We start from the raw sequence: 23195 nt of genomic DNA, 5'->3' as shown, positions 1-23195 counted from the left end.
TCGTCCATATATGATTGCCAGGCGTCCAACGTTCATATATTCATGGATCCACTGACCGACATGCTTGTGGGCCTGCGCATCCGCGCGGCCAGCTTCACCCGCATGGAAGCCAGCGCGCCCTGGGGCGTCAACTCGCCTGGAGAGCGCGGCGTCAACTTCGTACTGCTGGTGCGCGGCTCTGCGATCCTGACCCCGCCGGGAAACCCGCAACCGATCGCGCTGCGAAGCGGCGATGTGTATATCAAGCTGGATGGCACGCCCTACCGCCTGTACGACCACGAGGACTCGGTCCTGATCGACTGCGTGGAGGTGGAGAAGCTGCGGGTCGGCCACCGCATCCAGGTGGGCGGTGGCGGCGCGCTCACCACCTTCGTCGGCGGATCGTTCGAGCTGGATGCGCTGGAAGCCCGGCCCTTGCTGCGCGCCCTGCCGCCGCTGCTGCACCTGAAGCTGGACCAGCACCGCAGCGTGGCCTTCCAGTCGGTGCTGGAGATGGTGGCCCTGGAGACCGAGTCCCCCGGGCTGGGCTCGGAAGCAGTGCTCAACCGCTTGTTCGAACTGCTTTTCGTGCATGCGATCCGCGCGTATTCGACGCAGCCTGACGGGCCGACGCGCGGTTGGCTGGGCGCCATCGCCGACCGCCAGTTGGCGCTGGCGCTGGAAGCGATGCATGGCGACCCCGCGCAGGACTGGACAGTGGAATCATTGGCGCGCAAGGCCGGCATGTCTCGCTCGGGCTTTGCTGCACGCTTCAAGGCCGTGGTCGGCCAATCGCCGCTCGACTACCTGACCCAATGGCGCATGTACTGCGCGAGCCGGCTGCTGCAGCAGGGCCATGTGGCCCTGGCCGAAGTGGCGCGCCGGGTCGGCTACGAATCGGCGGCCGCCTTCAGCCGCGTGTTCCGCCGCGAGACGGCGACGACGCCGGGCGCCTTTCGCAAGGCCGGCGCGGACGCCCGGGCGGCGAGCTCCCGGACTTGAGGCGTGCGACGTGGCACGCAAGCCCGGATCGGCGTCGCCGGCCCGGGCTTCGGCTCAGCGCTCAAGTGCCTTGCGGCCGGTGTGCAGGCTCGCCCGTGCGCTCGGCCATCTGCGTCACGAGGGCGGCATATCGTTCACCGTGGCGCAGCGCGGCGTAGCGCTCACGCGCAGCGCCCAGTGCGGCGGTCTCGTGGCCCTGCTCCAGCGCCACGCGTTCGGCTTCGGCCAGGCCCGACTCCTGGTAGATCTTGAGATCGGCCAGCACTTCAGCCCGCGTCAGCGGCGCCGCGGGCGCAACGTGGCGTCGCGTCAGCGCGGCGTAGCGTTCGCGCGCGGGGCGCAGGTCGCTCGTCTCGTGTCCGTGCTCCAGTTGCACGCGCTCGGCGGCCGCCAGGCCCGACGCCTGGTAAGCCTTGAGATCGGCCACCACCTGGGCGCGCGTCGTCGTCGACGGCGCGCCGTTCCGATCGACGGGGTCCACCCGCGGATAGTGATCGGCATGGGCCGCGGCGCTGCCGAAGGCCGCGGCGCACACGGTCAGAGACAGGGCGATTCGATTCAGGGTGGATGGGTGGTTCATGGCAATTTCCTGGTGGGAGCGATGGTTGGCGGCGGGGGACGGGAGGGAACTCTCGGCCGTCACTTCGGCTGCACCTTGGCCGCGGCGATGATCGCGGCGGCGACTTCCGTCGTCTTCGAGAGCTGCGGCACGTGGCCGGCTTGCAGACGGATGGTCTTGGCCGAGATCCTCCGGGCGTTGTCCAGCTGCAGGGCGGGCTGGATCATCAGGTCGTCCTCGGACACGAGGAACCACGACGGCTTGGTGCGCCACGCCGCGGTCGTCACCTTCTCCTCGAAGTTCTTGCCACGGATCGGACCCTGCGTGGCCGCAATGAGCCGCGTCTCCGACAAGGGGACGTCCTGCGCGAAGTGCCGGGTGATGCCCTCGAAGGTCATCGAGATGAAGCCCTCCTTGTCGCTCACCACGTGAGAAAGGCCGCTCGGCGCCGGGTACTCCTTGTTGAGGTCGGCAATGGACTGCCCTTCGGACGGCGCGAAGGCCGCGACGTACACCAGCGACTTCACCCGCGGGTGATTGCCGATCTCGGTGATGACCATGCCACCCCACGAGTGGCCGACCAGCACCACCGGCCCGGTCTGCGCGTCCAGGGCGCGCCGGGTGGCCGCCACGTCGTCGGCCAGCGAGGTCAAGGGGTTGTTGACCGCGACGACGTCGATGCCTTCGGCCTGCAGCTTCGAGATGACCCCGTTCCACGAGGCCCCGTTGTCGAAGGCGCCGTGGACGACCACCACGGTGGTCTTGCCCACGGGCGTAGACGCCGATGCGGGCTCCGTCGCGACGATGGCCGCGAAGCTCAAGGTGGCGACCAGAAACGGCAGTTTGATGTTGGGCTTCATTTGAATCTCCTGGGAAAGGTGGTTGCGGAGGTCAGGCGACTGATGCAGCCTGTGGTCCGAACTTTCTGCTTCCCAGCCCTTTTCGCCATCACTCCCGTGGGCAGGAGATCAGGTCGACATCGGCACGATCAAATGAACATCAAACGGGACGTCCCTGCCCTGTCCAAAAGTGGCAGATCGCGCGTCACAGCGCTCGTCAGCGCTCGTCAGCGCTCGTCAGCGCTCGTCAGCGCTCGTCAGCGCTCGTCGGGCGTGAGGCACGCCTCGAACAGGCGCAGACCCGCCTCCAGGGTCTTCAAGCCGTCCGGGATAGAGGACAGGGGCGCCAACTGCTCCCGGTACAACGCGTCGGTGCGCGCCAGCACCGCATCGACGATCTTCTTGCCGCGAGGCGTCAGACGTATCAGGTAACCGCGCCGGTCGTTCGGATCGTTCATGCGTTCGGCCAGATCCTGCGCGGCCAACTTGTCGATCCGGTAGGTCGCCGTACCCGAGGTCACGCTGTGCATGCGCAGGATGTCCGTGGGCCGCAGCGCATAGGGTTCTCCGATGCGGCGCAGCGCCATGAGCAGCATGAACTCGTCGTACTTGATCCCCAGCGCCGTGCAGTGCTCGATGAGCAGCCGATCGATCAGCATGCCGATGCGCCGGATGCGGATGCCCAGCAGCATCGCTTCCGAGGCCTTGTCCCCCAACTCGCTGCGCCATTGGTCGATCAGCACGTCCGAGTTGCCCCACACCGGGCTCGTGTCAGGCGCATGAGGCTCGGGGAGCCGCTCGGCGAAATTGCTCAGCAGTTCGGAAACGCTCGTGCGTGGCTTGGCCAAGGTCTTGCCTCTTTGGAGGTATGGGGAAAAGCTGCTCCGTTGAAAGTATATCCAACATAAAGTATCTTGAAATTCAAGATACATTGCCGCGACGGGTCTCCCGCGCTTGCGGTGCATCCCTGTCCCGGAACAGACCCGAGTCGACCTCACGCCCACAGCCCATGAGCCCCCTGCCTGCCGACCCCCTGCCCCCGTCCCTCGCGCCAGACGCCGGATCGAGCAGCATCGAGCCTGGCCTGCTGCGCTTCGAGAACTTCGAGATCTGTCCTGGCCGCCGCACGCTGTGGCGCGACGGCGAACCCATGCGTCTGGGCAGTCGATCGTTCGATCTGCTGGTGGCCCTCTGCCGGCGTCCCGGAGAGATCCTCTCCAACCAGGACCTCATGGCGGCCGCGTGGCCGAATCGGGTCGTGGACGAAGGGGGCGTGCGCGTCCAGATCGCGGCGCTGCGCAAGGCGCTCGGCGACGGCGCGGGCGGACGGCGCTTCATCACGAACGTGCCGCTGCGCGGCTACTGTTTCGTTGCAGCGGTCGAGTCGCCCGATGCCGGGATGGCGCCAGCCCCCCTGCCCTCGGTGGCTCCGGAGCGGCCCACGGACCGCCAGGTGGGCGCCCGCGCCTGCGCGATGCCTTCGCTGCTCTCACCGCTTGTCGGCCGCGAGGACGACGTGGACGAGGTGACCCGTCGACTGCTGGAGCGGCCGTGCGTGACCGTGGTCGGTCCCGGGGGGATCGGCAAGACGAGCGTCGCCCGTGCGGCGGCGCAAAGGCTCAGCCAGCGGGAGGGATTCGACGTCGTCTTCGTCGAACTGGCCAGCCTGGCCACCGCCAACCGGACCCCGATGGCCGTCGCGTCGGCGCTGGGCATCATGGCCTCCGACACGGATCCGCTCCCTGCCATTGCGACCGCCTTGCGCCGCCAGGCGCTCACGCTCCTCGTGCTCGACAACTGCGAACACGTCATCGATGGCGCGGCCGCCACGGTCGAATACCTGCTGACCCATGCGCCCCACGTGCGCGTGCTGTGCACCAGCCGGGAGTCCCTGCGGATACAGGGAGAGTGGGTGCAGGGCCTCGGACCGCTGGCCCTGCCGCCCGCCGACGTCTCCAGCGCCGAAGAGGCCTTGCGTCACCCGGCCGTCGGCCTTTTCGTGGAGCGCGCCAACGCGACGGCCCGGGGATTCCAGATGGGAGACAGCGAGGCCCCGCTGGTCTCGAGCATCTGCCGCGGTCTGGACGGCATTCCGCTCGCGATCGAACTGGCAGCGGCAGCGGTCGACATCGTCGGCCTGGCCGGCCTGGCCGACCGCCTGGGCATCCGGCTGGCCCTGCTCGGCAGGGGGCGGCGCACCGCGGCCCCGCGCCAGCAGACCCTGCGGGCAACGCTCGACTGGAGCTACCAGCTGCTGTCCGCCGACGAGCAGTCGATGCTGGCCGCCTTTTCCATCTTCAAGGGCCAGTTCTCCTATGCGGCCGCCAGTGCGGTAGCGGGCCGATCGACGGACGCGCTCGACGCCGGTCTGGCGGGCCTGGTGAGCAAATCGCTGCTGGGGACGGACCGCAGCGGCAACGCCGTTCATTACCGACTGCTGGCGATCACGCGGGAGTACGCCTCGGAACGACTCGCCGCGGGCGACGAAGCACAGGACGTGGCGCTGAGGCACGCGACGTTCATCCGCGACCTCTTGAGAACGACCACCGACGCCGGTGAACAGGGCCGGCATCGGACGGCCGGGCAGGTCTGCGAACACGCTCGATGGATCGACGACGTGCGGCTGGCCATCCATGGGGCGTCCGCGCGCACCGAGACCCGGGCGCTGGGCGTCTCGATCGTGGCCCGGGCGGCGCCGCTGTACTTCTCGCTGTCGCTGCTGGCGGAATACCGCGAACTGGCGCAGCGCGCGCTGGAGATGATCGACGCCGTCGATTCCTGCGTCGACAGCGACGCCGAAGACGAGATGCACCTGTGCGAGGGCCTGGGGCACGCGCTCTGGCACACACGGGCGGACACCGCCGCGATGGCGACGGCGTTCCGGCGGGCGCTGGTGATCGCGGAACAGCGACAGGCGACCGCGTCCCGCATGCGTTGTCTCTGGGGCTTGTGGCTGGTCTGCAATGCCACGGGCGACTACGCGGGATCGCGCGCGCTGGCGGAGCGCTTCGGCGAGATCGAGGCTTCCGCCACGGATGCCTCCGCACGTCTCAGCCACGCCCGCATGATGGCGCTCGGCCTGCATCTGGACGGTGAACAGGACCAGGCGTCGCAATTCGCGCGACGGATCCTTGAGGAGCCCCCCGCCCCCAACGTCGCGGCGGGCACGGGCCTGTTCAAGTTCGACCAACGCGTGGCCGCACTGGCGGTCACCGCGCGGATCCAGTGGCTGCAAGGCCGGCCCGAATCGGCCCTCGCCGCGGCCGCCGAGGCGGTCAGGGAGGCCGTGTCGCTCGACCATGCGCTGTCCCTCTGCTACGCGATCGCCATCGGCGCCGCGCCGGTGGCGTTCTGGAGCGGCGATCTGGCACAGGCCAGGGCGTGGACCGGCCTCCTGCGCCAGAGTTCAGACGCCAGATCCCTGCACTTCTGGCGCGCCTTCGCCGACAGCTACCAGCAGTTGCTGGACCTCGAGGACGGGCGCCTGGCGCCGGGCGAGGTCTGCCCGAAGCCCGGCACGGACATCATGCTGCGGGACACGCTCTGCACGGTGCAGCCGTCGCTGGCGGATGATGTCGTGCTGGCGCGTGCGCGACGGGGCGAGTCCGGATGGTGCCAGCCTGAACTGCTGCGACTGGCCGGCGAGCGCCATCTGGAAGCCGGCGATCCCGAAGCCGGCCGGGACGCCATCAGGAAGGGCATCGCGGTCTCCCGGCGGCAGGGCGCGCTGTCCTGGGAACTCCGGTGTTGCATGAGCCTCGTGCGGTGGAGCCATCTGCTGGGCGACGCCGGGCATCATCGGGCCGAGCTCCGTGCCGTGTTCGCCAAGTTCCGCGAGGGATTCGACAGCCGCGACCTGCGCCTCGCCGCGCAGTTGCTGGAACGGTCCGACGCGCGGCAACGGATCGTGCCGGACCCGGTGGATCGTCGTCCCCATCGGATGTGCGACGCATCTCCTCTCAACGCTTAACAACGCTGAACTGGCCCGGCGAGGCCCTGCCCGCCATGATTGGATCCAAGACGAGCCCGGTCGGCCGTCCGTCCAGTCAACATCGAGGAGTGGCCATGAACAGCTTTGAATCCGCCCACCGCATCCGGGTCCTGGTCCTGTACGACGAATCCATCGTCGCCGCGGGGCTCTGCGCGACCCTGTCACTGCAACCCGACCTCGAGCTTCACTCGGGCGCCCGGGCCGATGCCAGCGGCGGTCCGTTCGACGTCGTCGTGTGCGACCACGAGACCGGCATCGCCCTGGCTCAGGAAGACCTCCGGGGCTCCGGCAGGAGCGGCGCGGAACCGCCGACGCTGATCCTGACGTCCCAGTCCAGCGAAACCGCGGTGATGCAGGCGATGGCGCGTGGCGTGCAAGGCTACGTGCTGCTCGGCAGCCCGCTGGAGGAACTGCTCGGCGCCATCCGGGACCTGGCGCGCGGCAAGCGTTATCTGAGCCAGGGGGTGGCCCATCGCATCGTCGAAAGCCTGGGGCGTGAAACCTTGACCACGCGTGAGAGTGAAGTGCTCCAGCTGCTCGGTCGCGGCCAGTGCAACAAGTCCATTGCTCGCGACCTGGCGATCTCCGTGGGCACCGTGAAGACCCACGTCAAGGCGGTGATGGCGAAGCTGGGGGCGGAGAGCCGGATGCACGCCGTGACCGTGGCTGCCCAGCGCGGTCTGATCGCGCTGGCCGAGGACACGGGCAAGTCGTCGACGTCTGCGCGCATGCGCACTCGCACAATCCCTCCAAAGAGTGACTCCGGCCGCTGGATCACGCACCATCAACAGGCAGATGCATTGAAGGCCGCACTCGTCGGCTGAGGACGTCACATCACCGCGCCGGTCGTGACGAACAATCGCCCCCCATTCCTTCGTCGCGCAGCCCGCCTCGGACCTGACCTCGTCGTCCGCCGGGCTGGCCGACCGTTTTTTCCCACCAGGAGGCCGCAGCCTCCCGTCGTCTCGGCGTCCTGATCCAGGAACCATGAACACAAGCGAACAAGCCTCCAGCCCTGAGTTTGCCGATCCTCTTCGTCCCCTGATGGCCCGGGTCGCCCTGCGGGACCGCGCCGCGTTCGAGCGCCTGTATCGCGCCACTTCGGCGCACCTGTTCTCCATCGCCCTGCGCGTGCTGCGCGATGAGGGCCGCGCCGACGAGGTGCTGCAGGAGGCGTACGTCAGCGTCTGGCAGAAAGCGGCCAGCTACCAGTCCGATGCGGCCACGCCGATGACCTGGATGATCAACATCGTGCGCAACCGCGCGATCGATGCGCTGCGCGCGGGCCGCAATGAACGCGCCAGCACCGTCGAGCTGAACGACGAGGCGATGGACGTCGCGGCCGATGCCGCCGGCGATCCGCACGTCCTGTTCGACCAGAGCCTCGTGAAGGCGCGCATCGACGACTGCATGCTGGGTCTGCCGCCGGCCCAGAGACAGGCCCTGGCACTCGCCTACTATCGCGGCATGGTGCATACCGAGATCGCCGAGATGCTTCACTCCCCCTTGGGCACGGTCAAGAGCTGGGTCCGTCGCGGACTCGAGCAGTTGAAGTCCTGCCTGGACAACGCGGGGGTGCGCAAGTGAACTACCTCCGCCCCGAACGACTGGATCCGCTCGCCCGCGACTATGCGGCGGGCACGCTGGCCGGCGGCGCACGTCGTCGCTTCGAGTCGCTGATGCGCGACTCGGCCGCCGTGCGGCTGGCCGTGGAGGTCTGGCAGCAACGACTGGCCACCCTGGAGGCCGCCACGCCGCCCCTCGCGCCGCCCGTGGGCACCTGGAACGGCATCCAGCGACGCCTCTTCCCCGACGAACTGCGCAGGGCCCCGCCCGCCCCCGCCGGCGGCGGCTGGTGGCGCTGGCTGGTACCCGGCGGCGGGCGCGGCGCGGCCGCGGTCTCGGGTTGGGCCGTCGTCGGCGCACTCGCCGGCGCGCTGGCCTGCGTGGCCGTGCTGCGCAGTGCTCCGACATGGATGGAAACGGTGCAGGCGGACCAGGCCACGCCCGCGAGCTATGTGGGCCTGCTGCATGACGCCAAGGGCCAGCCGACCCTGGTGGCAAACTCCCGCCGCCACGGCACGCTGATGACGGTGCGCCTGCTGCAGCCGCTACCCGTGCCTGCCGGCCAGGTGGCGCGCCTGTGGGCCCTCCCCGACAACGGCGCGCCGATCCTGCTGGCCACGCTGCCCGCCAAGGGCACGACGCAGGCGTCGCTCGCCGACACCTCGGAACGGCTGTTCAAGTCGGTGCGCCGCCTCGCGGTCAGCATCGAACCCGCGGCCACCGCGCCGACCGTGCCTCTCACGCCCTTCGTCTGGGAAGGCGACTGCGTGAAGGTCTGGTGATCCGCTGATCGCCCGCGGCGCCGTACCGACGGTGCCGCGGCATCCGGGGACCCTGTGCGTCTCATCGCCGGGGTCAGGTCTTGCGCCGATCTGCGTTACCAACCCTTTCATGCGCCCTGGCCATCCGTGCATGGCCTTGTTCCGTAGGTCCTGATGTGTCCCCGATTGCAATGACAGCCTGCAGCCTGCCGGGCGGCGCGATCGGCCTCTCACATCGACAGGGCCTGCCCATGAACGACAAGACCTCCTTCCCCTGCGCCGGGGATCCCCTCGACAAGGACCCGCAGCTGACCGCGCCGCTCAGGTCCCTGGAGTGAGGCCTGCATGCCCGTTGTCATTTTCGCGTGCACCCTGGATGCCCACGCCTTCGAATCGCTGCTGCCCTTCGCCTCCACCCTGGCGCGCCGCGGTTGCCGCGTGCTCTTTCTCGCCGAGCCGAGCTTTCGGGCGCGCGCGGAAGCTGCAGGCCTTGAGTTCGTGCGGATGAGCGACTTGGACGACGAGGAAGACGTCGATGTCGCCGGCCTTCCCCGCCGCACGGACGTGGCCAGGCGGCTGCTCGCCTTCGAGCGGACGATCCGTCGCCATCACGTCGATCGCCTGACCGCTCAGCACAGGTCGCTGCAATCGCTGCTGGCCCGCATCGCTGCACAGCACCCGGACGGTCCTGCGCCCGTGCTGGTCCACGACACGATGTTCCTCGGCGCCTGGCCGCTCCTGCTGGGAGCGGCTGGTCACCGTCCCGCCGCGATCCTGTCGATCGGCGTCATGCCTCCGCCTTTGTCGGATGAGTTCACCGCACCCTTCGGATTGGCCCTGCCGCCCGATGGCAGCGATGCGGGAAGGCGGCTGAACGCCGCCATGAACGCGCAGTTGCACGAACTGTTCGCAGGGACACAGGCCGCGCTCGACAGGGCGCTGCGACGCTGCGGCGCGACGCGTCCGCCGCCGTTCGTGCTGGACGGCGTGGTGTCGCTGCCCGACGGGGTCCTGCAGCTGAGCGTTGCGCAGCTGGAATACGCGCGCGGCAACGCACTGCCCACGCTGAGCTACATCGGGCTCGCGCCTGCCGGCGCCGGCGCCGCCGCCCTGCCCGCGTGGTGGTCCGATCTGGACACCGCGCGTCCCGTCGTCCTTGTGGCTGCGGGACGGCTTGCCGGAGGAGACCTGGACCCGCTCGTGCGCTCGACGCTCTACGCGCTCCGGAACGAGCCGGTACTGATCGTCGTGGCCGTCGACTGGAACGCCAGACGCTTCGGTCCCTTGCCGGTCAACGCGCGGTCCGCCCCGGAACTGCCGCTGGAGGCCCTGCTGGCGTGGGTCGACGTCGTGGTGAGCCATGGCGCGTATGCGGACACCCAGCGCGCACTGTCGCACGGCGTTCCGGTGATCATGGCGCCTCAGACCGAATCGGAGCGGGAACTCGCCGCGCGGGTGGTCCGGGCCGGCGCGGGCGTGCAGTTGACGACGGCCTTCTCCGTCGAGGAGATCCTGGTCGCGGTGCAGGCGGTCGTGGAGACGATGGCGTTTCTCGTGGCGGCCCGCCGCCTGCGCGACGCGTATCTCCGCCACGATGCCGTCGAGGCCGTGGTCGCGGCCGTCCTCGCGCACGCGACGCCGCCGAGGCCATGAACGCCTCCCGCGAGGAACGAGGACTGGGCGACGACGTCCTGGACAGCAGCGCTCAGTGGCCGCGGCTTCTCAGGTGCCGGAGCAGCACCGCGTCGCTGGCGATCGCGGCCAGGTCCTGCAGGGTCCGGCGCTGGCCGGGATCCAGCTGTCGCGGCCGGTAGTCGATGACGCAGATGGATCCCAGGGCGAAGCCGTCGGGGTCGTACACCGGCGCTCCCGCATAGAAACGGAAATTCGGCGCCTCCGCCACCGCCGGATTGGCGGCGAAGCTCTCGTGCCTGGACAGGTTCCTCACCTCGAAGACGTCCCGCTGCAGCACGGTGTGATTGCAGAAGGCCCAGCTCCTGGGCGTCTCCGGCAAGTCCAGCCCCTGGCGCGACTTGAACCATTGCCGATCCGCCGTCAGCAGCGTCATCAGCGCCACGGGGGCCTTGAGCTCGCTCGCGGCCAGCCGCGTCACCCGGTCGAAGGTCGATTCCGGCGCGGTGTCCACCAGCCCCGACCGCGCCACGGCCTGGAGCCGGCCCGTCTCGTTCGGCGGCACCGGGAAGCCGTCGCCGAGCGTCGCAACCGCCTGGACGTGGTCTTCCGTCAGCGGGATCAGCACGCCGCCCAGCCCGTCCAGGCTGGTCTTGACGACCCGCGCAGGCAGCTTCACGGTGCCGCGTCTGCCGGTGGGGATCACGGCGACGAGGGCCGCTTCCCTGAACTGGCCCGAGACGGCCAGCGCCTCGATCAAGCCGACCGCTGCGCCTTGAAAGGCGGCGACGTCGACGACGACCGCGGCGGGGACCCGCTCCCCGACCGCCGCGGCGGCGGCCCAGGTGTCGGTGTGGAACACGGGGGTGATGTGCGCGATCCGCCGCAGGACAGCCTCGAATCCGGGCCGCCCGGCCTCGTCGGTGACCACGAGCACGGTGGCCGACGCCACATGCGCGGCGACGACGGCGGAGGCCCCGCCCGGGAGGATCGCGTCGACGGCACTGCGAAGCACGCGGCGATGGCCGCCAGGCGTTTTCCAGGACGGGAGCTTGCCGCCCTCGATCATGAGCTGGGCGGTGCGAACCGAGATGCCCAGGATCTTTGCTGCTTCGGTGGTGGTGAGGACGTCGTCTGCCATCTGCGGGAGGTTGCAAGCCCGGACCGGGAGGTCCGGCGCTGCATGAATTCCAGTTTACGCCGCGTCGCCATGCGCCCGGAGGGCTCGCGCGAAGCATCCCCACGATCTGAGTCAAATTCGACAAAGTTCGATGTATTTGGTAGATTTGAAACTTCACATCGCATTCGGACCGCCTTCGATCCGATCGTTCCCTCCACTCACCGACGACCCCACCGAGCCCATGGCCCCGACCCCCACCGAATCCACCCGTCGCCCCCTGACCGACGACGCCCGCGCCCCCCGCGACACCCACTTCGACTTCATCGTCTGCGGCGCCGGCACGGCCGGCTCGGTGGTCGCCGGCCGCCTGGCCGCGAATCCGGACGTGCGCGTCCTCCTCCTGGAGGCAGGCGGGGACGACGACTGCCCCGAGGTCATGGAACCGGGTCGGTGGCCGCTCAATCTCGGCACGGAACGGGACTGGAACTTCAGCGCCGCGCCCAATCCCCACCTCAACGACCGCAGCATCCCGCTGAACATGGGGCGGACCCTGGGCGGCGGCTCCAGCATCAACGTGATGCTCTGGGCGCGCGGCCACATGAACGATTGGGAGGACTTCGCGCTGGCCAGCGGCAACGACGCCTGGAACTACCAGTCGGTGCTGAAGATCTACCAGCGTGTCGAGGACTACTGGGGCGCTCCGGATCCGCAGCGACGAGGCGTCTCCGGGCCCGTCCACGTGGGTCCCGCAACACGTCCGCAGCCGGTGGCGACGGCCCTGCTCGAGGCCGCCCGGCAGATCGGCATCCCGACCTTCGACAATCCCAACGGCGCGATGATGGAAGGCCGCGGCGGCGCGGCCATCAACGACCTCATCGTCAAGGAAGGTCGCCGCCAGTCGATCTATCGCGCCTATGTGCATCCGCGTCGCGGCCAGGCCAATCTCACGGTGCTCCCCCACGCGCTGGTCAGCCGCCTGGTGTGGTCCGGCAAGCGCGTCGTCGGCGTCGACGTCGTGCGGGACGGGCGACTGGAACGTTTCACCGCCGATCGCGAAGTCATCCTGTCGCTCGGCGCCGTCAACACCCCCAAGGTGCTGATGCAATCCGGCATCGGTCCGGAGGCCGAGCTCGCCCGGCACGGCATCCCGCTCGTCCAGCATCTGCCCGGGGTCGGCGCCAACCATCAGGACCATGTGTCCTTCGCGGCCATCTTCGAGTACGAACAAGCCCAGGAGGTTGGCCACGGCGGCTCCGAGGCGACCCTGTACTGGTCGAGCGACAGCGCGATGCGCCTGCCCGACATGTTCCATTGCCAGGTCGAGTTCCCCGTCCCGAGCGCCGAGAACGCCGCCCTGGGCGTCCCGCAGCACGGCTGGACCATGTTCGCCGGGCTCGCCCATCCGAAGAGCCGCGGACACATCGCCCTGTCAGGTCCCGAGGTCACGGACGCGCCCATCATCCGGCCGGGCACGCTGTCCGATCCGGACGACCTGCGTTGCGCGCTCGACAACATCCGCCTGGTGCAGGAACTCGGCGCGCAGGACGCCTTCAAGGGCCTCGTCAAGCGGGAGAGCCTCCCGGGCAAGCTGTCGGGGGCGGCGCTGGAAAACTACGCGCGCAATGCCGCGGTGACCTACTGGCATCAGTCCTGCACCGCCAAGATGGGGCGTGACGCGATGTCGGTGGTGGACGGTGCCTTGAAGGTCTACGGGGTGGAGGGCCTGCGCATCGCCGACGCGTCCGTCATGCCGCACATCACCAGCGGCAACACCATGGCGCCTTGCGTGGTCATCGGGGAGCGGGCCGTCGAGGAGATCCGCGCCACCTACGGCCTCTGACCCGCACGACACCTTGCCGATGAGGTACCGGCCCGCCCCTGCCGCACCCGATGATGCGGCGACCTTGAGAGAGTGGCTCACCCGCGTCGTCCAGAGGGATCGCGACGCGTTCGAGCGGCTCTACCGCGCCACCTCGGCGCATCTGTTCTCCATCGCCCTGCGCGTGCTCCGAGACGAGGCGCGGGCCGGCGAGGTGCTGCAGGAGGCCTACGTCAGCATCTGGCAGCGGGCGGACAGCTACCGGTCGGACGTCGCCACGCCGATGACGTGGATGATCAACATCGTCCGCCATCGCGCCATCGACGCGCTGCGTTCGAGCCGGCGGGAACGCGCATGCACGGTGGAACTGGACGACGGTGCGCTGGACATCGCCGCTGAAGCGAGCGGCGATCCGCACGCGCTGCTGGAGCTCAGCCTGATGAAGGCCCGCATCGACCGCTGCATGCTGGCGCTGTCCGCGGCGCAGCGCCAGTCATTGGCGCTGGCCTACTACCGCGGGCTGGTGCACACGGAGATCGCGGACCTGCTCGACACCCCGCTGGGCACGGTGAAGAGCCGCGTCCGCGGCGGGCTGGACCAACTGCGCGCCTGCCTGGAGGGCGCGCAGGCGCGCATGTCGCGCGCCTCGTCCGCTTCATCCACGTCAACCGCCTCTCCGGCATCACGAGCGGCCGCTTCAGAGCGTTGGCACGGTGCCGCCGTCGATCACAGGCTCGGCGTTTGAGCGCATCCCGCCCCAGCGTCCGTCGTTACAAATCCTTTCGCCTGCGCGCGCATCCGCGCCGCGACGGCTCCCGTAGGTCCTGATGTCGACGATCGCAGCGACGCTCCGCAGCCAGCGGACCGCGCGATCAGCCCCCTGACATCGAAAGGACCCCACCGTGAACAGCAAGCCCTCCTTCGCCCTGGCCATCGCCTTGAGCGCCTTCTGCCTGCAGGTGACGCTGGCCGCCGACATGGCGCCCACCACCCCGACCGCCGCCGCGCGCAAGGACGCCTCGCTCGACAAGGCCCGCCAGTACATCGACGCCCGCCAGTGGGACGCCGCGCTGAAGGAACTCAAGCGCGTCGACGACCGCGGCAACGCCGACTGGAACAACCTGATGGGCTACACCCTGCGCAAGGGCGGCACGCCCGACCTGGCAGCCTCCGAGCGCTATTACGACGCCGCGCTGAAGATCGATCCGCGTCATCGCAACACGCTGGCGTACTCCGGCGAGCTCTACCTGATGAAGGGCGACCTGGCGAAGGCGCAGGCGCGCCTGTCCACGCTGGCGACCGAGTGCTCCGCCAAGTGCGAGCAGTACGACGAACTGCGCGCCGCCATCGACCGCTACCAGGCCAACGGCAACCGCTACGTGGCCAAGGGCAACTGGTAAGCGGACGCTTCGGGCACGACTTCGACAGGCAACGGCAGCGATGGACACCGCGATGGACGATTGGACCCGACCCCTGGACGCGGACGCGCCCGGCGGTCCGAACCTCGAGTACGAACCGGAATTCGCCGCGCTCATGGACGCGCTGCGCGGCCGCGAGGAGACGCAGTTCGCGCCCGCTGAAGCGCCGGATTGGCCGCTGACGCGGCAGCTCGCGCAGGACCTCCTGCCGCGCACCCGCGATCTGCGGATCGCCGTGGCCTGGGGCCGCGCCGGCGTCGTCGCCGACGGCCTGGCCGCGCTGCCCGATGCGCTGGCGCTGGTGGCCGGTCTGCTCGACCGCTGCTGGGACGGCCTGCATCCGCTGCCCGACGCGGACGATGCCGACGCCTTTGCCCGCCAGGGACCGCTGGTCGACCTGGACACCGCGCGCGGCCTGCTCGGCGACCTGCGGCACGCGCCGCTGCATCGCGACCGGCGTCTGCCGGCGCTGCGGCTGCGCGATGTGGAGGTGGCGCTCGAACGCCTGCCGGCGCGCGACGGCGACGAGGTCTTCACCGCGGATCAGCTGCGGCGCTTCTTCGCGGACGAGGCCGGGTTGACGGCGTCGCTGCGCGCGCAGGTCGAGGCCGCGCAAGCCGCGATGGAGCGACTGCGGCAGGTGTGGACGACACGCCTGGGCGCCGACGTCGGCCCGCGCCTCAAGGCGATCGGGCAGGCCGTCGCCGACCTGCGCGGGCTGTTGCCCGATGCGCGGGACGGCTCGCCGGAGAACGCGGCGGACGGCGCATCGTCGGCGGCGAGTCATGGCGACGATGCGGTCGACGGTTCGCCGGGCCGGGACGCCTCCGACGCAGCGACCGCGCCGCACGTCGCTCGCCTCACGATCCGAACGAGGTCCGACGCGCTCGCGGCGTTGCGGCGGATCCGCGAGTTCCTCGAACGCACCGAGCCCACCAACCCCGCGCAGTTGATGCTGCGGCGCGCCGAGCACCTCATCGACAAGGACTTCTTCGCCCTCGTGCGCGAGATCGCCCCCGGCGGCATCGCGGACGCGGCTCGCATCCTGGGCCTGGAAGAGGACGCGCTCGACGCTTCGGCGTAAACGGCTTCGGCATCAGCGGCTTCGGCATCAGCGGCTTCGGCATCAGCGGCCTTGGCATCAACGGCCTTGGCATGCGCGGCCTCGGGCACCGTCAGGCCGCCTAGCTTCCATCGCCGCTGGCCCTCACCCCTGCCCTCTCCCGCAAGCGGGAGAGGGCGCAAGACAACCGCCCGCGCTGGGCGCCATTCACTCAGACCTTTCTGGAGACCCCATGGGAAGCAGTCAGAAATTCATCGGCCGCAACCGCGCGCCGCGTGTGCAGATCGAATACGACGTCGAGCTTTACGGCGCCGAGAAGAAGGTCCAGTTGCCCTTCGTCATGGGCGTGCTGTCCGACCTGGCCGGACGCCCCGAGGAGCCGCTGCCGCCCGTCGCGGAGCGTCGTTTCCTCGACTTCGACATCGACAACTTCGACCAGCGGATGAAGGCGATGAAACCCCGCGCCGCCTTCGCCGTGCCCAACACGCTCACGGGCGACGGCCTGCTGCCGGTGGACCTCAGCTTCGAAAGCATGGACGACTTCTCGCCGGCGGCCGTCGCCGCGCGCGTCGAGGGCCTGCGTCCGCTGCTCGAGGCGCGTCGCCAACTCAGCAACCTGCTGACCTACATGGACGGCAAGGAAGGCGCCGAGGCGCTGATCGCCCGCGTCCTGCGCGATCCCGCGCTGCTGCAGTCGCTGGCCGAGCACCCCCTTGCCGCAGGCGCCGCCGCCGCTGCCGCCGAGGCGTCCACGGACGCACCGGCAGACGACGGCAACGCCCGCTGAGCCCGCACCACGAGGACCTCCCCATGATGGACGCCATCCGCTCCACCGCCCCCGCCGCCGGCCCGCTGGCCGGCCCGCTGGCCGGCATCACCCACGAGGGCAGCGACTTCGCCGCGCTGCTCGACAAGGCCTTCAAGCCCAAGTCCGACGAGGCCCGCCTGCAGATGGAGGGGGCCGTGCGCACCCTTGCGCAGCACGCGCTGGCGCAGGTCGCGCTGATCGGCAAGGACACGGTCGCCAGCATCGAGTCGCTGATCGGCGCGCTCGACCGCAAGCTCTCGGAACAGGTCAACCTGATCCTCCACCACGAGGACTTCCAGCGCCTGGAATCCGCCTGGCGCGGCCTGCAGTACCTGGTCAACAACACCGAGACCGACGAGCAGCTCAAGATCCGCGTGATGCCGATGGCGAAGCAGGAACTCGGCCGTCTGCTCAAGCGCTACAAGGGCACGGCCTGGGACCAGTCCCCGCTATTCAAGAAGATCTACGAGGAAGAGTACGGCCAGTTCGGCGGCGAGCCCTTCGGCGCGCTGGTCGGCGACTACCACTTCGACCATTCGCCGATGGACGTCGAGCTGCTGGGCGAGATGTCCAAGATCGCCGCCGCCGCGCACGCGCCCTTCATCGCCGCGGCCTCGCCGGCGGTGATGCAGATGGAATCGTGGCGCGAGCTCGCCAACCCGCGCGACCTGACCAAGATCTTCACCACGCCCGAGTACGCCGCCTGGCGCTCGCTGCGCGAGAGCGAGGACGCGCGCTACCTGGCGCTGTGCATGCCCCGCTTCCTCGGCCGCCTGCCCTACGGGCCGCGCACGAACCCGATCGACGAGTTCGACTTCGAGGAGGATACCGGCGACGAGCACCAGGACACCTACACCTGGTGCAACGCGGCCTTCGCGATGGCGGTCAACATCAACCGCGCGTTCAAGCTGCACGGCTGGTGCTCGCAGATCCGCGGCATCGAGTCCGGCGGCGCGGTCGAGAACCTGCCCACGCACAGCTTCCCGACCGACGACGGCGGCGTCGACATGAAGTGCCCGACCGAGATCGCCATCTCCGATCGCCGCGAGGCCGAGCTCTCGCGCAACGGCTTCATGGCGATGGTCCACCGCAAGAACTCCGACGTGGCGGCCTTCATCGGCGGCCAGTCGCTGCAAAAGCCTGCCGAGTACGACGACCCCGACGCCACCGCCAACGCGGCGCTCGCCGCGCGGCTGCCCTACCTCTTCGCCTGCAACCGCTTCGCCCACTACCTGAAGTGCATGGTGCGGGACAAGGTCGGCTCCTTCAAGTCGCGCGAGGCGATGGAACGCTGGCTCAACGACTGGATCCTGCGCTACGTCGACGGCGATCCGGACAACAGCACCGAGCAGACCAAGGCCGAGCGACCGTTGGCCGCGGCCGAGGTCGTGCTGGAGGACATCGAGGACGCGCCGGGCTACTACCAGGCCAAGTTCTTCCTCAAGCCGCACTACCAGCTCGAAGGCCTGTCCATCTCGCTGCGGCTGGTGTCGCGCCTGCCGTCGGAACGCTCGTAGGCATCGCCCCGAAGCGCGCCTCCGTCCTCGGAGTGACGCCGGCGTGACGCCGTCGTGACCCCCTCTCCCGCTTGCGGGAGAGGGGGTGAGGGCCCGCGGCCTCACGCACGAACCGACCCATCGTGCCTCTTTCATCGGTCCCCGCTCACGCGGGGCCTTCCCGGCGCTCGTCCCTACGACGCCGATTTCCGGAGTGATCCATGCCAGGAAACGCATTCATCAAGTTCGAGAAGACCGACGGCGGCAACGCCCCCGGCGAGTCGCAGCAGCTCAGCCACCTCGGCACCGCCGGGTGGATCGAGATCAGCGACTGGAGCTGGGACGTCGACGCCGAGGCCAGCCACCTCAAGGGCACCGGCGCGGCCGTCGGCAAGCCCAACCCGGGGACGCTGAGCTTCTCGCACTACTACGACAAGTCCTCGCCGGTGCTGCTGCAGTACATCGTCAAGGGCACCCACTTCAAGACGGCCACGATCGACCTGCTCAAGCAGACCGGCAAGGACGAGCCCGAGCTGTACTTCCAGCTCGTCGCCAAGGACGTCTTCATCACCAAGGTCGGCAGCAAGGGTGGCGAGGACGGCACGGTGACGCAGGACGTCGAGTTCGTCTTCAAGCAGCTGGCCATTGGCTACAAGCGCCAGAAGAACGACGGCAAGCTCGACAGCGCCCTGTTCTTCCGCTGGAACATCGCCGAGATGACCCAGCAGACCCCCGAGATCAAGCTGACCATCAAGTAAGGAGCCCCTCATGGCAGGCAATAGCTTCATCAACTTCGGCAAGGCCGACGTGCCGCAAGGCGAATCGCTGCAGAAGGGCCATCACGGCGACGACGGCTGGATCGAGATCTCCGACTGGAGCTGGGACGTCGAGGCCGACCACAGCGTCACCAAGGGGACCGGCGCGGCGGTGGGCAAGCCCCAGCCCGGCACGCTGTCGATCACGCACTACTTCGACACGTCCTCGACCGCGATCCTGTCCAAGATCGTCGCGGGCAAGCACTTCCCGACCATCACGATCGAGATGCTCAAGACCACCGGCGCCATCGACGGTCCGCAGGCCTACTTCCAGGTCAAGGTCACCGACGCCTACGTCACCAAGGTCGCCACCAAGGGCGGCGAGGACGGCACGCTCAACCAGGACGTCGAGTTCGTCTTCAAGGAGATCTTCATCGGCTACAAGCCGCAGAAGAACGACGGCAAGCTCGACACGACGACGGGCTTCGAGTGGAGCGTGAAGGACATGAAGACCGCCACGACCATTTCCGGCAAGCTGGCCTGAGAGGCGGTCGCCATGTCCCTGCCCGTCGCCTTCCTCGACTTCGCCTGCCTGGGCCGGCCCGCGCTCGGAGAAAGCCGCGTGCAGGGCTTCGAGGACCAGATCGTGCTGCACGCGCTGGCCTGGTCGGCCAGTGCGGTGCACCTGGCCTCGCGCGGCCAGCGCGAGCGGACCGAGCTCCGGCCCGGCCACGTGACGCTGTCCAAGTACCTGGACCGCAGCAGCATGCTGCTGTACCGCTGCGCCAGCGAGACGCGGCGCTACGACCGCGCCCGCATCACCGTCATCGATCCTGCGCTGTCGGGCGCCGGCAGGCCGCCGGTGCCGATGCTCACGATGGAGCTGCAGGACGGCACGCTGACGCACATCGCCACGCGCACCGAAGACGGCGCCCACGCCAAACCCATCGTGGAGGAGCTGACCCTGTCCTTCAAGGACCTGCGCCTGCGCTACTACCCGCTGGACGCGTCCACGCTGCGTCGACCGACGCCCACCACCGTCCAGCTGCGCAGCAGCCGATACGAATGAGGAGCCGCCCATGACGCAACGCGCCCGTCTGTACATGTCCGCCGTCGGCGACGGCGGCCCGATCGCCGGCGAGTCCCGCGTGCCCGCGATGCGGGACTGGATCGAGCTCGAGGACTGGCAATGGCAGCTGGCCGCCGACGGCGCCGCCGGCCGCCACCCCGAACCTTCGGTCCTGTCCTTCAGCAAGCGCATGGACCGCGCCAGTGCGGGCCTGCTCTCGGCGATGGACCGCGGCATGCCGATGACGGTCACGCTGTGCATGGAGGACGCGGCGCAGGAACTGCTGAGCCTGACGATCAAGCTGCGCCAGGCGCGCCTGACCCGCTACGCGCTCGCGCTCGGCGACGAGGGGGCCTCCGTCAGCCTGCTGGAGAACTGGGAACTGGACTACCGCGAAGCGGAATTCCTGTATCGCGAAGACCGCCGCTCGGGCGTCACCTCGACCACGATGACGCGGCTGGCGGGCGCGTCGACGGCGGCGCCGACGCCGACGACGTCGGGAACGACGTCGGGAAGTGCGGGCGTTGCGGGAGTTGCGGGCGCGTCATCGCCGTCCGAACCCGTGGGCCGCGCGTCCGATGCCTCGCACGACTTCGCGCTGCGCGACCTGGAGACGGTGTGGTCGGACATGCTCGCCAACCGCACGTCGCCCGGCATGCAGGGGCTGCCGCGATGAGGACGCCCGCCGTGCACGACCGCCTGAAGCCGTCGTTGCTGGACCGGCTCATCGGAACTTCCGACCCCGCATCGTCGACCGCGACCTTCACGCACGATGCGCGTGACATGCCGGAAGCCCAAGGCTCGCGCGTCTCGGCCGCGGCGGTGGTCAATCGCCGTCAGCTGCGGGCGTCGGTCGCGCGCGACCTGATCTGGCTGCTCAACGCGACGCGACTGGAGGCGCCGGCCGACGACGATCCCTGGATCGACGCTGCCGCGCAGCGTCCGGCGGCAGGTCCCGACACTCGCGGCGCGCTGTCGCGATCTGCATGGCGGGACGCGCCGCTGGCGCGCGCGTCGGTCCTCAACTTCGGCTTGCCCGCGATGACGGGCCGCGCGCAGTCGTCGCTGGACCGGCGCCGGCTGCAGCGGGATCTGGTCGAGGCGATCCATCGCTTCGAGCCTCGTCTCGTGCCGGAATCGCTGGAGGTCTCGATCGACGATGGCGTGGGGAGCGGCATCAACGGCACGGGCACAGGCAACGGCGGCGGCGGCAGCGGCGGACGCTTGCCGCGCGGCGCGCATCGCCCGCTGCGCCTGGTGATCCAGGGCCAGCTGCGACACGACCCGGTGCCGCTGACCTTGTGGATGGCGGCGGAGCTGGACCTCGACACCGGTCACGCGCGGCTGCGCGATCTGCGCGGCTGATCCAGGAGACAAGCATGCATCCCCGACTGCTGCAGTACTACAACCAGGAACTGCGCTACCTGCGCGACCTGGGCCAGGAGTTCGCCGAGGCGCATCCCAAGGTCGCAGGCCAGCTGGGCCTGGGGGCGAGCGCCCAGGATCCGTACATCGAGCGCCTGCTGGAAGGCAGCGCCTTCCTGGCCGCACGCGTCCAGCTCAAGCTCGATGCCGAGTTCCCGCGCCTGTCGCACCGGCTGCTGGACATGGTCTATCCGGGCTTCAACGCACCGCTGCCGTCCATGCTGGTGGCCAGGGTGCAACCGGCGCCCGATCCGCAGCTGCTGACCGGGTATCGGCTGCCGCGCGGCACGGCGCTGCACGGGGCGGCCACGACGCTGACGAGCACGCGCTGCGAGTTCCGCACCGCGCAGGACACCGTGCTGACGCCGGTCTCGGTCGCCGAGGCGCGCCTGGTTCGCGAGCACGCGGCGCTGGACGCCGTGGGCGGCCTCCCCGGCGAGCGGCCGCGCGCGGCGCTCGTGCTGAGCCTGCGACTTCCGGACGGTCAGCGCTTCGATCAGCTCGGCGTCGACCGCCTGCGCTTCTTCCTGACCGGCGCGCCCGACGTCGCCGCCTCGCTGGCGGAACTGACGCTGTCGCGTTGCGTGGCCGTGCTGGCGGGCGCGCCCGGCCGCCTGCAGCTGCTGCCGGCGTCCTCCGTCTCCCCCGTCGGCTACGCGGACGACGAGGCGTTGTTGCCGGCGCCGCCGCGCGCCTTCGCCGGCCTGCGCATCCTGCAGGAGACGCTGGCCTTCCCGGAGCGTTTCCAGTTCTTCGAGGTGGATGCGCTGTCGACGGCGTTCTCGCGCGTGGCCGGGCCGGTGCTGGAGCTGGTCCTGGCGCTGACGCAGGCCGACGACGCGCCGCTGGGCGCCGTGTCCGCCGCCAACGTGCTGACCAACTGCCTCCCGGCGATCAACCTCTTCCCGTGCCGCGCCGACCGGCTGCTGCCGGGCTCGGACCGGCACGAGTTCCATGTCGTCGTCGATCGCAGCCGACCGCTGGACCACGAGGTCTACGCCGTCACCGCGATGACCGCCCACGATGCCGAGGGCGGGTCGCGACGCTTCGAGCCGCTGCACGGCACCGCGCGCATCGGCGCGGGCCCGGTCCGCCGCGTGTATTCGACGCGACGCGAACCCCGCCCGCCGAGCGAGCGGGTGCGTCAGGAAGGCGGTCGCTCGTCTTACGCCGGCACGGAGGTCTTCCTGTCGTGGTCCGACGGCTGGGAGGCCGAGGCCGGCAGCGAGATCGGAGGCGCCGCCCCCGACGCGCGGTCGACCCCGGCCGCGGTCCAACCCTTGCCGGACCAGGTGGCCCTGGATGTGCTCTGCACCAACCGCGACCTGCCGCTGTTCCTGCGCGGCGGCCACGCCCCGCTGACGCTCGACGCGGGGATCGCGCTCACCGAAGTCCGCGCCGTGGCCGGACCGTCGCGCCCCCTGCCCGCCCCGGCGGAGAGTTCGGCCGCCTGGCGGCTGCTGAATCTGCTGTCCTTGAACTACCTGTCGCTGATGGACACCGGCGCGGATGCCCAGGACGGGAGCAACGGAAGCGCCGCGGGCGCACTGCGCGAGCTGCTGTCGCAGTTGCCCCAGGCCGGCGACGCCGACGTCAGCCGCCAGATCGGCGCCCTCACCGGGCTGAGCACCGCGGTCGTGCACCGCCGCCATCCCGCGCCCGGGCCGATCGCGTACGCGCGCGGCGTGGAGATCTCGCTGACGCTCGACGAGCAGCGGCTGGGCGCCGGCAGCGGCCATAGCGCCTACCTGCTCGGGGCCGCGCTGCACCAGTTCCTGTCGCGGCACGTCTCGCTGAACAGCTTCGTCGAGACGGTGCTGCTGTCGACGACCCGCGGCGAGATCGGCCGTTGGGCGCCACGCGTTGGCGCGCGTCCGTTGCTCTGAGGCATCG

General features: G+C 69.8%; 22 protein-coding genes. 18 read left to right on the top strand and 4 right to left on the bottom strand.

Annotated features, from left to right (window positions below):
* The first annotated feature begins 42 nt into the window (after positions 1–42).
* The gene (locus ACQ4L4_RS08045) at positions 43–981 is read left to right on the top strand and encodes an AraC family transcriptional regulator (RefSeq protein ID WP_431103730.1); all 939 of its coding nucleotides are present in this window, start codon (positions 43–45) and stop codon (positions 979–981) included.
* 61 nt (positions 982–1042) lie between these two features.
* On the opposite strand, the gene ACQ4L4_RS08040 is transcribed toward ACQ4L4_RS08045, so the two are convergent.
* The 3 genes from ACQ4L4_RS08040 to ACQ4L4_RS08030 form a co-directional block, all read right to left on the bottom strand.
* Positions 1043–1561, bottom strand: a complete 519-nt coding sequence (locus ACQ4L4_RS08040) for a DUF4148 domain-containing protein (protein ID WP_431103729.1) — start codon at positions 1559–1561, stop codon at positions 1043–1045.
* Positions 1562–1620: 59 nt separating this feature from the next.
* Positions 1621–2400, bottom strand: a complete 780-nt coding sequence (locus ACQ4L4_RS08035) for an alpha/beta fold hydrolase (protein ID WP_431103728.1) — start codon at positions 2398–2400, stop codon at positions 1621–1623.
* Between the two features lie 236 nt (positions 2401–2636).
* On the bottom strand, positions 2637–3227 hold the full coding sequence (locus ACQ4L4_RS08030; protein ID WP_431103727.1) for a MarR family winged helix-turn-helix transcriptional regulator: 591 nt from the start codon (positions 3225–3227) through the stop codon (positions 2637–2639).
* A 161-nt stretch (positions 3228–3388) separates the two neighbouring features.
* Between ACQ4L4_RS08030 and ACQ4L4_RS08025 the strand changes: the two genes are divergently transcribed.
* The 5 genes from ACQ4L4_RS08025 to ACQ4L4_RS08005 all read left to right on the top strand — a co-directional run bounded on the left by ACQ4L4_RS08025 (position 3389) and on the right by ACQ4L4_RS08005 (position 10350).
* Positions 3389–6349, top strand: a complete 2961-nt coding sequence (locus ACQ4L4_RS08025; RefSeq protein ID WP_431103726.1) for an ATP-binding protein — start codon at positions 3389–3391, stop codon at positions 6347–6349.
* Positions 6350–6444: 95 nt separating this feature from the next.
* Positions 6445–7194 (top strand): LuxR C-terminal-related transcriptional regulator, encoded by a 750-nt coding sequence (locus ACQ4L4_RS08020; protein WP_431103725.1) that lies wholly within the window; start codon positions 6445–6447, stop codon positions 7192–7194.
* Positions 7195–7414: 220 nt separating this feature from the next.
* Entirely contained in the window at positions 7415–7957 is a 543-nt protein-coding gene (locus ACQ4L4_RS08015) for a sigma-70 family RNA polymerase sigma factor (RefSeq protein WP_431103724.1), read from the top strand.
* Positions 7954–8718 carry an anti-sigma factor gene (locus ACQ4L4_RS08010; RefSeq protein ID WP_431103723.1) on the top strand — a complete coding sequence of 255 codons (765 nt, stop codon included), beginning with the start codon at positions 7954–7956 and terminating at the stop codon, positions 8716–8718. Before ACQ4L4_RS08015 ends, ACQ4L4_RS08010 begins: the two co-directional genes overlap by 4 nt.
* A gap of 324 nt (positions 8719–9042) precedes the next feature.
* Positions 9043–10350, top strand: a complete 1308-nt coding sequence (locus tag ACQ4L4_RS08005) for a nucleotide disphospho-sugar-binding domain-containing protein (protein WP_431103722.1) — start codon at positions 9043–9045, stop codon at positions 10348–10350.
* A gap of 52 nt (positions 10351–10402) precedes the next feature.
* Here ACQ4L4_RS08005 and ACQ4L4_RS08000 read toward each other — a convergent pair whose 3' ends face one another.
* Positions 10403–11470: a helix-turn-helix domain-containing protein gene (locus tag ACQ4L4_RS08000; protein WP_431103721.1), complete on the bottom strand. Its 1068-nt coding sequence runs from the start codon at positions 11468–11470 to the stop codon at positions 10403–10405.
* 220 nt (positions 11471–11690) lie between these two features.
* Here ACQ4L4_RS08000 and ACQ4L4_RS07995 point away from each other — a divergent pair, with 220 nt between their 5' ends.
* The 12 genes from ACQ4L4_RS07995 to tssF all read left to right on the top strand — a co-directional run bounded on the left by ACQ4L4_RS07995 (position 11691) and on the right by tssF (position 23188).
* Positions 11691–13289 (top strand): GMC family oxidoreductase, encoded by a 1599-nt coding sequence (locus ACQ4L4_RS07995; RefSeq protein WP_431103720.1) that lies wholly within the window; start codon positions 11691–11693, stop codon positions 13287–13289.
* A 64-nt stretch (positions 13290–13353) separates the two neighbouring features.
* Positions 13354–14013, top strand: a complete 660-nt coding sequence (locus tag ACQ4L4_RS07990; RefSeq protein WP_431103719.1) for a sigma-70 family RNA polymerase sigma factor — start codon at positions 13354–13356, stop codon at positions 14011–14013.
* A gap of 157 nt (positions 14014–14170) precedes the next feature.
* Positions 14171–14668, top strand: a complete 498-nt coding sequence (locus tag ACQ4L4_RS07985; protein ID WP_431103718.1) for a tetratricopeptide repeat protein — start codon at positions 14171–14173, stop codon at positions 14666–14668.
* 52 nt (positions 14669–14720) lie between these two features.
* Positions 14721–15770, top strand: a complete 1050-nt coding sequence (gene tssA / locus ACQ4L4_RS07980) for a type VI secretion system protein TssA (RefSeq protein WP_431103717.1) — start codon at positions 14721–14723, stop codon at positions 15768–15770.
* A gap of 211 nt (positions 15771–15981) precedes the next feature.
* The gene (gene tssB, locus ACQ4L4_RS07975; RefSeq protein ID WP_431103716.1) at positions 15982–16536 is read left to right on the top strand and encodes a type VI secretion system contractile sheath small subunit; all 555 of its coding nucleotides are present in this window, start codon (positions 15982–15984) and stop codon (positions 16534–16536) included.
* A 23-nt stretch (positions 16537–16559) separates the two neighbouring features.
* Entirely contained in the window at positions 16560–18074 is a 1515-nt protein-coding gene (gene tssC, locus ACQ4L4_RS07970; RefSeq protein WP_431103715.1) for a type VI secretion system contractile sheath large subunit, read from the top strand.
* Positions 18075–18274: 200 nt separating this feature from the next.
* Complete coding sequence (locus ACQ4L4_RS07965; RefSeq protein WP_431103714.1) at positions 18275–18811, top strand: Hcp family type VI secretion system effector; 537 nt, start codon at positions 18275–18277, stop codon at positions 18809–18811.
* 10 nt (positions 18812–18821) lie between these two features.
* Positions 18822–19352: an Hcp family type VI secretion system effector gene (locus tag ACQ4L4_RS07960; RefSeq protein WP_431103713.1), complete on the top strand. Its 531-nt coding sequence runs from the start codon at positions 18822–18824 to the stop codon at positions 19350–19352.
* A gap of 12 nt (positions 19353–19364) precedes the next feature.
* Positions 19365–19877: a type VI secretion system tube protein Hcp gene (locus tag ACQ4L4_RS07955; protein WP_431103712.1), complete on the top strand. Its 513-nt coding sequence runs from the start codon at positions 19365–19367 to the stop codon at positions 19875–19877.
* Between the two features lie 10 nt (positions 19878–19887).
* Positions 19888–20553, top strand: a complete 666-nt coding sequence (locus tag ACQ4L4_RS07950; RefSeq protein ID WP_431103711.1) for a type VI secretion system tube protein Hcp — start codon at positions 19888–19890, stop codon at positions 20551–20553.
* Positions 20550–21242, top strand: coding sequence for a type VI secretion system baseplate subunit TssE (locus ACQ4L4_RS07945; RefSeq protein ID WP_431103710.1), 693 nt, complete (start codon positions 20550–20552; stop codon positions 21240–21242). The genes ACQ4L4_RS07950 and ACQ4L4_RS07945 overlap by 4 nt, the downstream gene beginning before the upstream one ends.
* Before the next feature lie 14 nt (positions 21243–21256).
* The gene (tssF, locus tag ACQ4L4_RS07940; RefSeq protein WP_431103709.1) at positions 21257–23188 is read left to right on the top strand and encodes a type VI secretion system baseplate subunit TssF; all 1932 of its coding nucleotides are present in this window, start codon (positions 21257–21259) and stop codon (positions 23186–23188) included.
* Positions 23189–23195 lie beyond the last annotated feature (7 nt).

The organism is Roseateles noduli, from assembly GCF_050626985.1.
Taxonomy (GTDB): Bacteria; Pseudomonadota; Gammaproteobacteria; order Burkholderiales; family Burkholderiaceae_C; genus Roseateles; species Roseateles noduli_A.
This window is presented reverse-complemented; position numbering and strand designations above follow the sequence as displayed.

What these genes read in the sequence shown, in the direction of transcription:
- ACQ4L4_RS08045 (WP_431103730.1), top strand. Translation starts at nt 43, where the DNA reads ATGGATCCACTGACCGACATGCTTGTGGGCCTGCGCATCCGCGCGGCC.
- ACQ4L4_RS08040 (WP_431103729.1), bottom strand. Translation starts at nt 1,561, where the DNA reads ATGAACCACCCATCCACCCTGAATCGAATCGCCCTGTCTCTGACCGTG.
- ACQ4L4_RS08035 (WP_431103728.1), bottom strand. Translation starts at nt 2,400, where the DNA reads ATGAAGCCCAACATCAAACTGCCGTTTCTGGTCGCCACCTTGAGCTTC.
- ACQ4L4_RS08025 (WP_431103726.1), top strand. Translation starts at nt 3,389, where the DNA reads ATGAGCCCCCTGCCTGCCGACCCCCTGCCCCCGTCCCTCGCGCCAGAC.
- ACQ4L4_RS08020 (WP_431103725.1), top strand. Translation starts at nt 6,445, where the DNA reads ATGAACAGCTTTGAATCCGCCCACCGCATCCGGGTCCTGGTCCTGTAC.
- ACQ4L4_RS08015 (WP_431103724.1), top strand. Translation starts at nt 7,415, where the DNA reads ATGGCCCGGGTCGCCCTGCGGGACCGCGCCGCGTTCGAGCGCCTGTAT.
- ACQ4L4_RS08005 (WP_431103722.1), top strand. Translation starts at nt 9,043, where the DNA reads ATGCCCGTTGTCATTTTCGCGTGCACCCTGGATGCCCACGCCTTCGAA.
- ACQ4L4_RS08000 (WP_431103721.1), bottom strand. Translation starts at nt 11,470, where the DNA reads ATGGCAGACGACGTCCTCACCACCACCGAAGCAGCAAAGATCCTGGGC.
- ACQ4L4_RS07995 (WP_431103720.1), top strand. Translation starts at nt 11,691, where the DNA reads ATGGCCCCGACCCCCACCGAATCCACCCGTCGCCCCCTGACCGACGAC.
- tssA (WP_431103717.1), top strand. Translation starts at nt 14,721, where the DNA reads ATGGACGATTGGACCCGACCCCTGGACGCGGACGCGCCCGGCGGTCCG.
- tssB (WP_431103716.1), top strand. Translation starts at nt 15,982, where the DNA reads ATGGGAAGCAGTCAGAAATTCATCGGCCGCAACCGCGCGCCGCGTGTG.
- tssC (WP_431103715.1), top strand. Translation starts at nt 16,560, where the DNA reads ATGATGGACGCCATCCGCTCCACCGCCCCCGCCGCCGGCCCGCTGGCC.
- ACQ4L4_RS07965 (WP_431103714.1), top strand. Translation starts at nt 18,275, where the DNA reads ATGCCAGGAAACGCATTCATCAAGTTCGAGAAGACCGACGGCGGCAAC.
- ACQ4L4_RS07960 (WP_431103713.1), top strand. Translation starts at nt 18,822, where the DNA reads ATGGCAGGCAATAGCTTCATCAACTTCGGCAAGGCCGACGTGCCGCAA.
- ACQ4L4_RS07955 (WP_431103712.1), top strand. Translation starts at nt 19,365, where the DNA reads ATGTCCCTGCCCGTCGCCTTCCTCGACTTCGCCTGCCTGGGCCGGCCC.
- ACQ4L4_RS07950 (WP_431103711.1), top strand. Translation starts at nt 19,888, where the DNA reads ATGACGCAACGCGCCCGTCTGTACATGTCCGCCGTCGGCGACGGCGGC.
- ACQ4L4_RS07945 (WP_431103710.1), top strand. Translation starts at nt 20,550, where the DNA reads ATGAGGACGCCCGCCGTGCACGACCGCCTGAAGCCGTCGTTGCTGGAC.
- tssF (WP_431103709.1), top strand. Translation starts at nt 21,257, where the DNA reads ATGCATCCCCGACTGCTGCAGTACTACAACCAGGAACTGCGCTACCTG.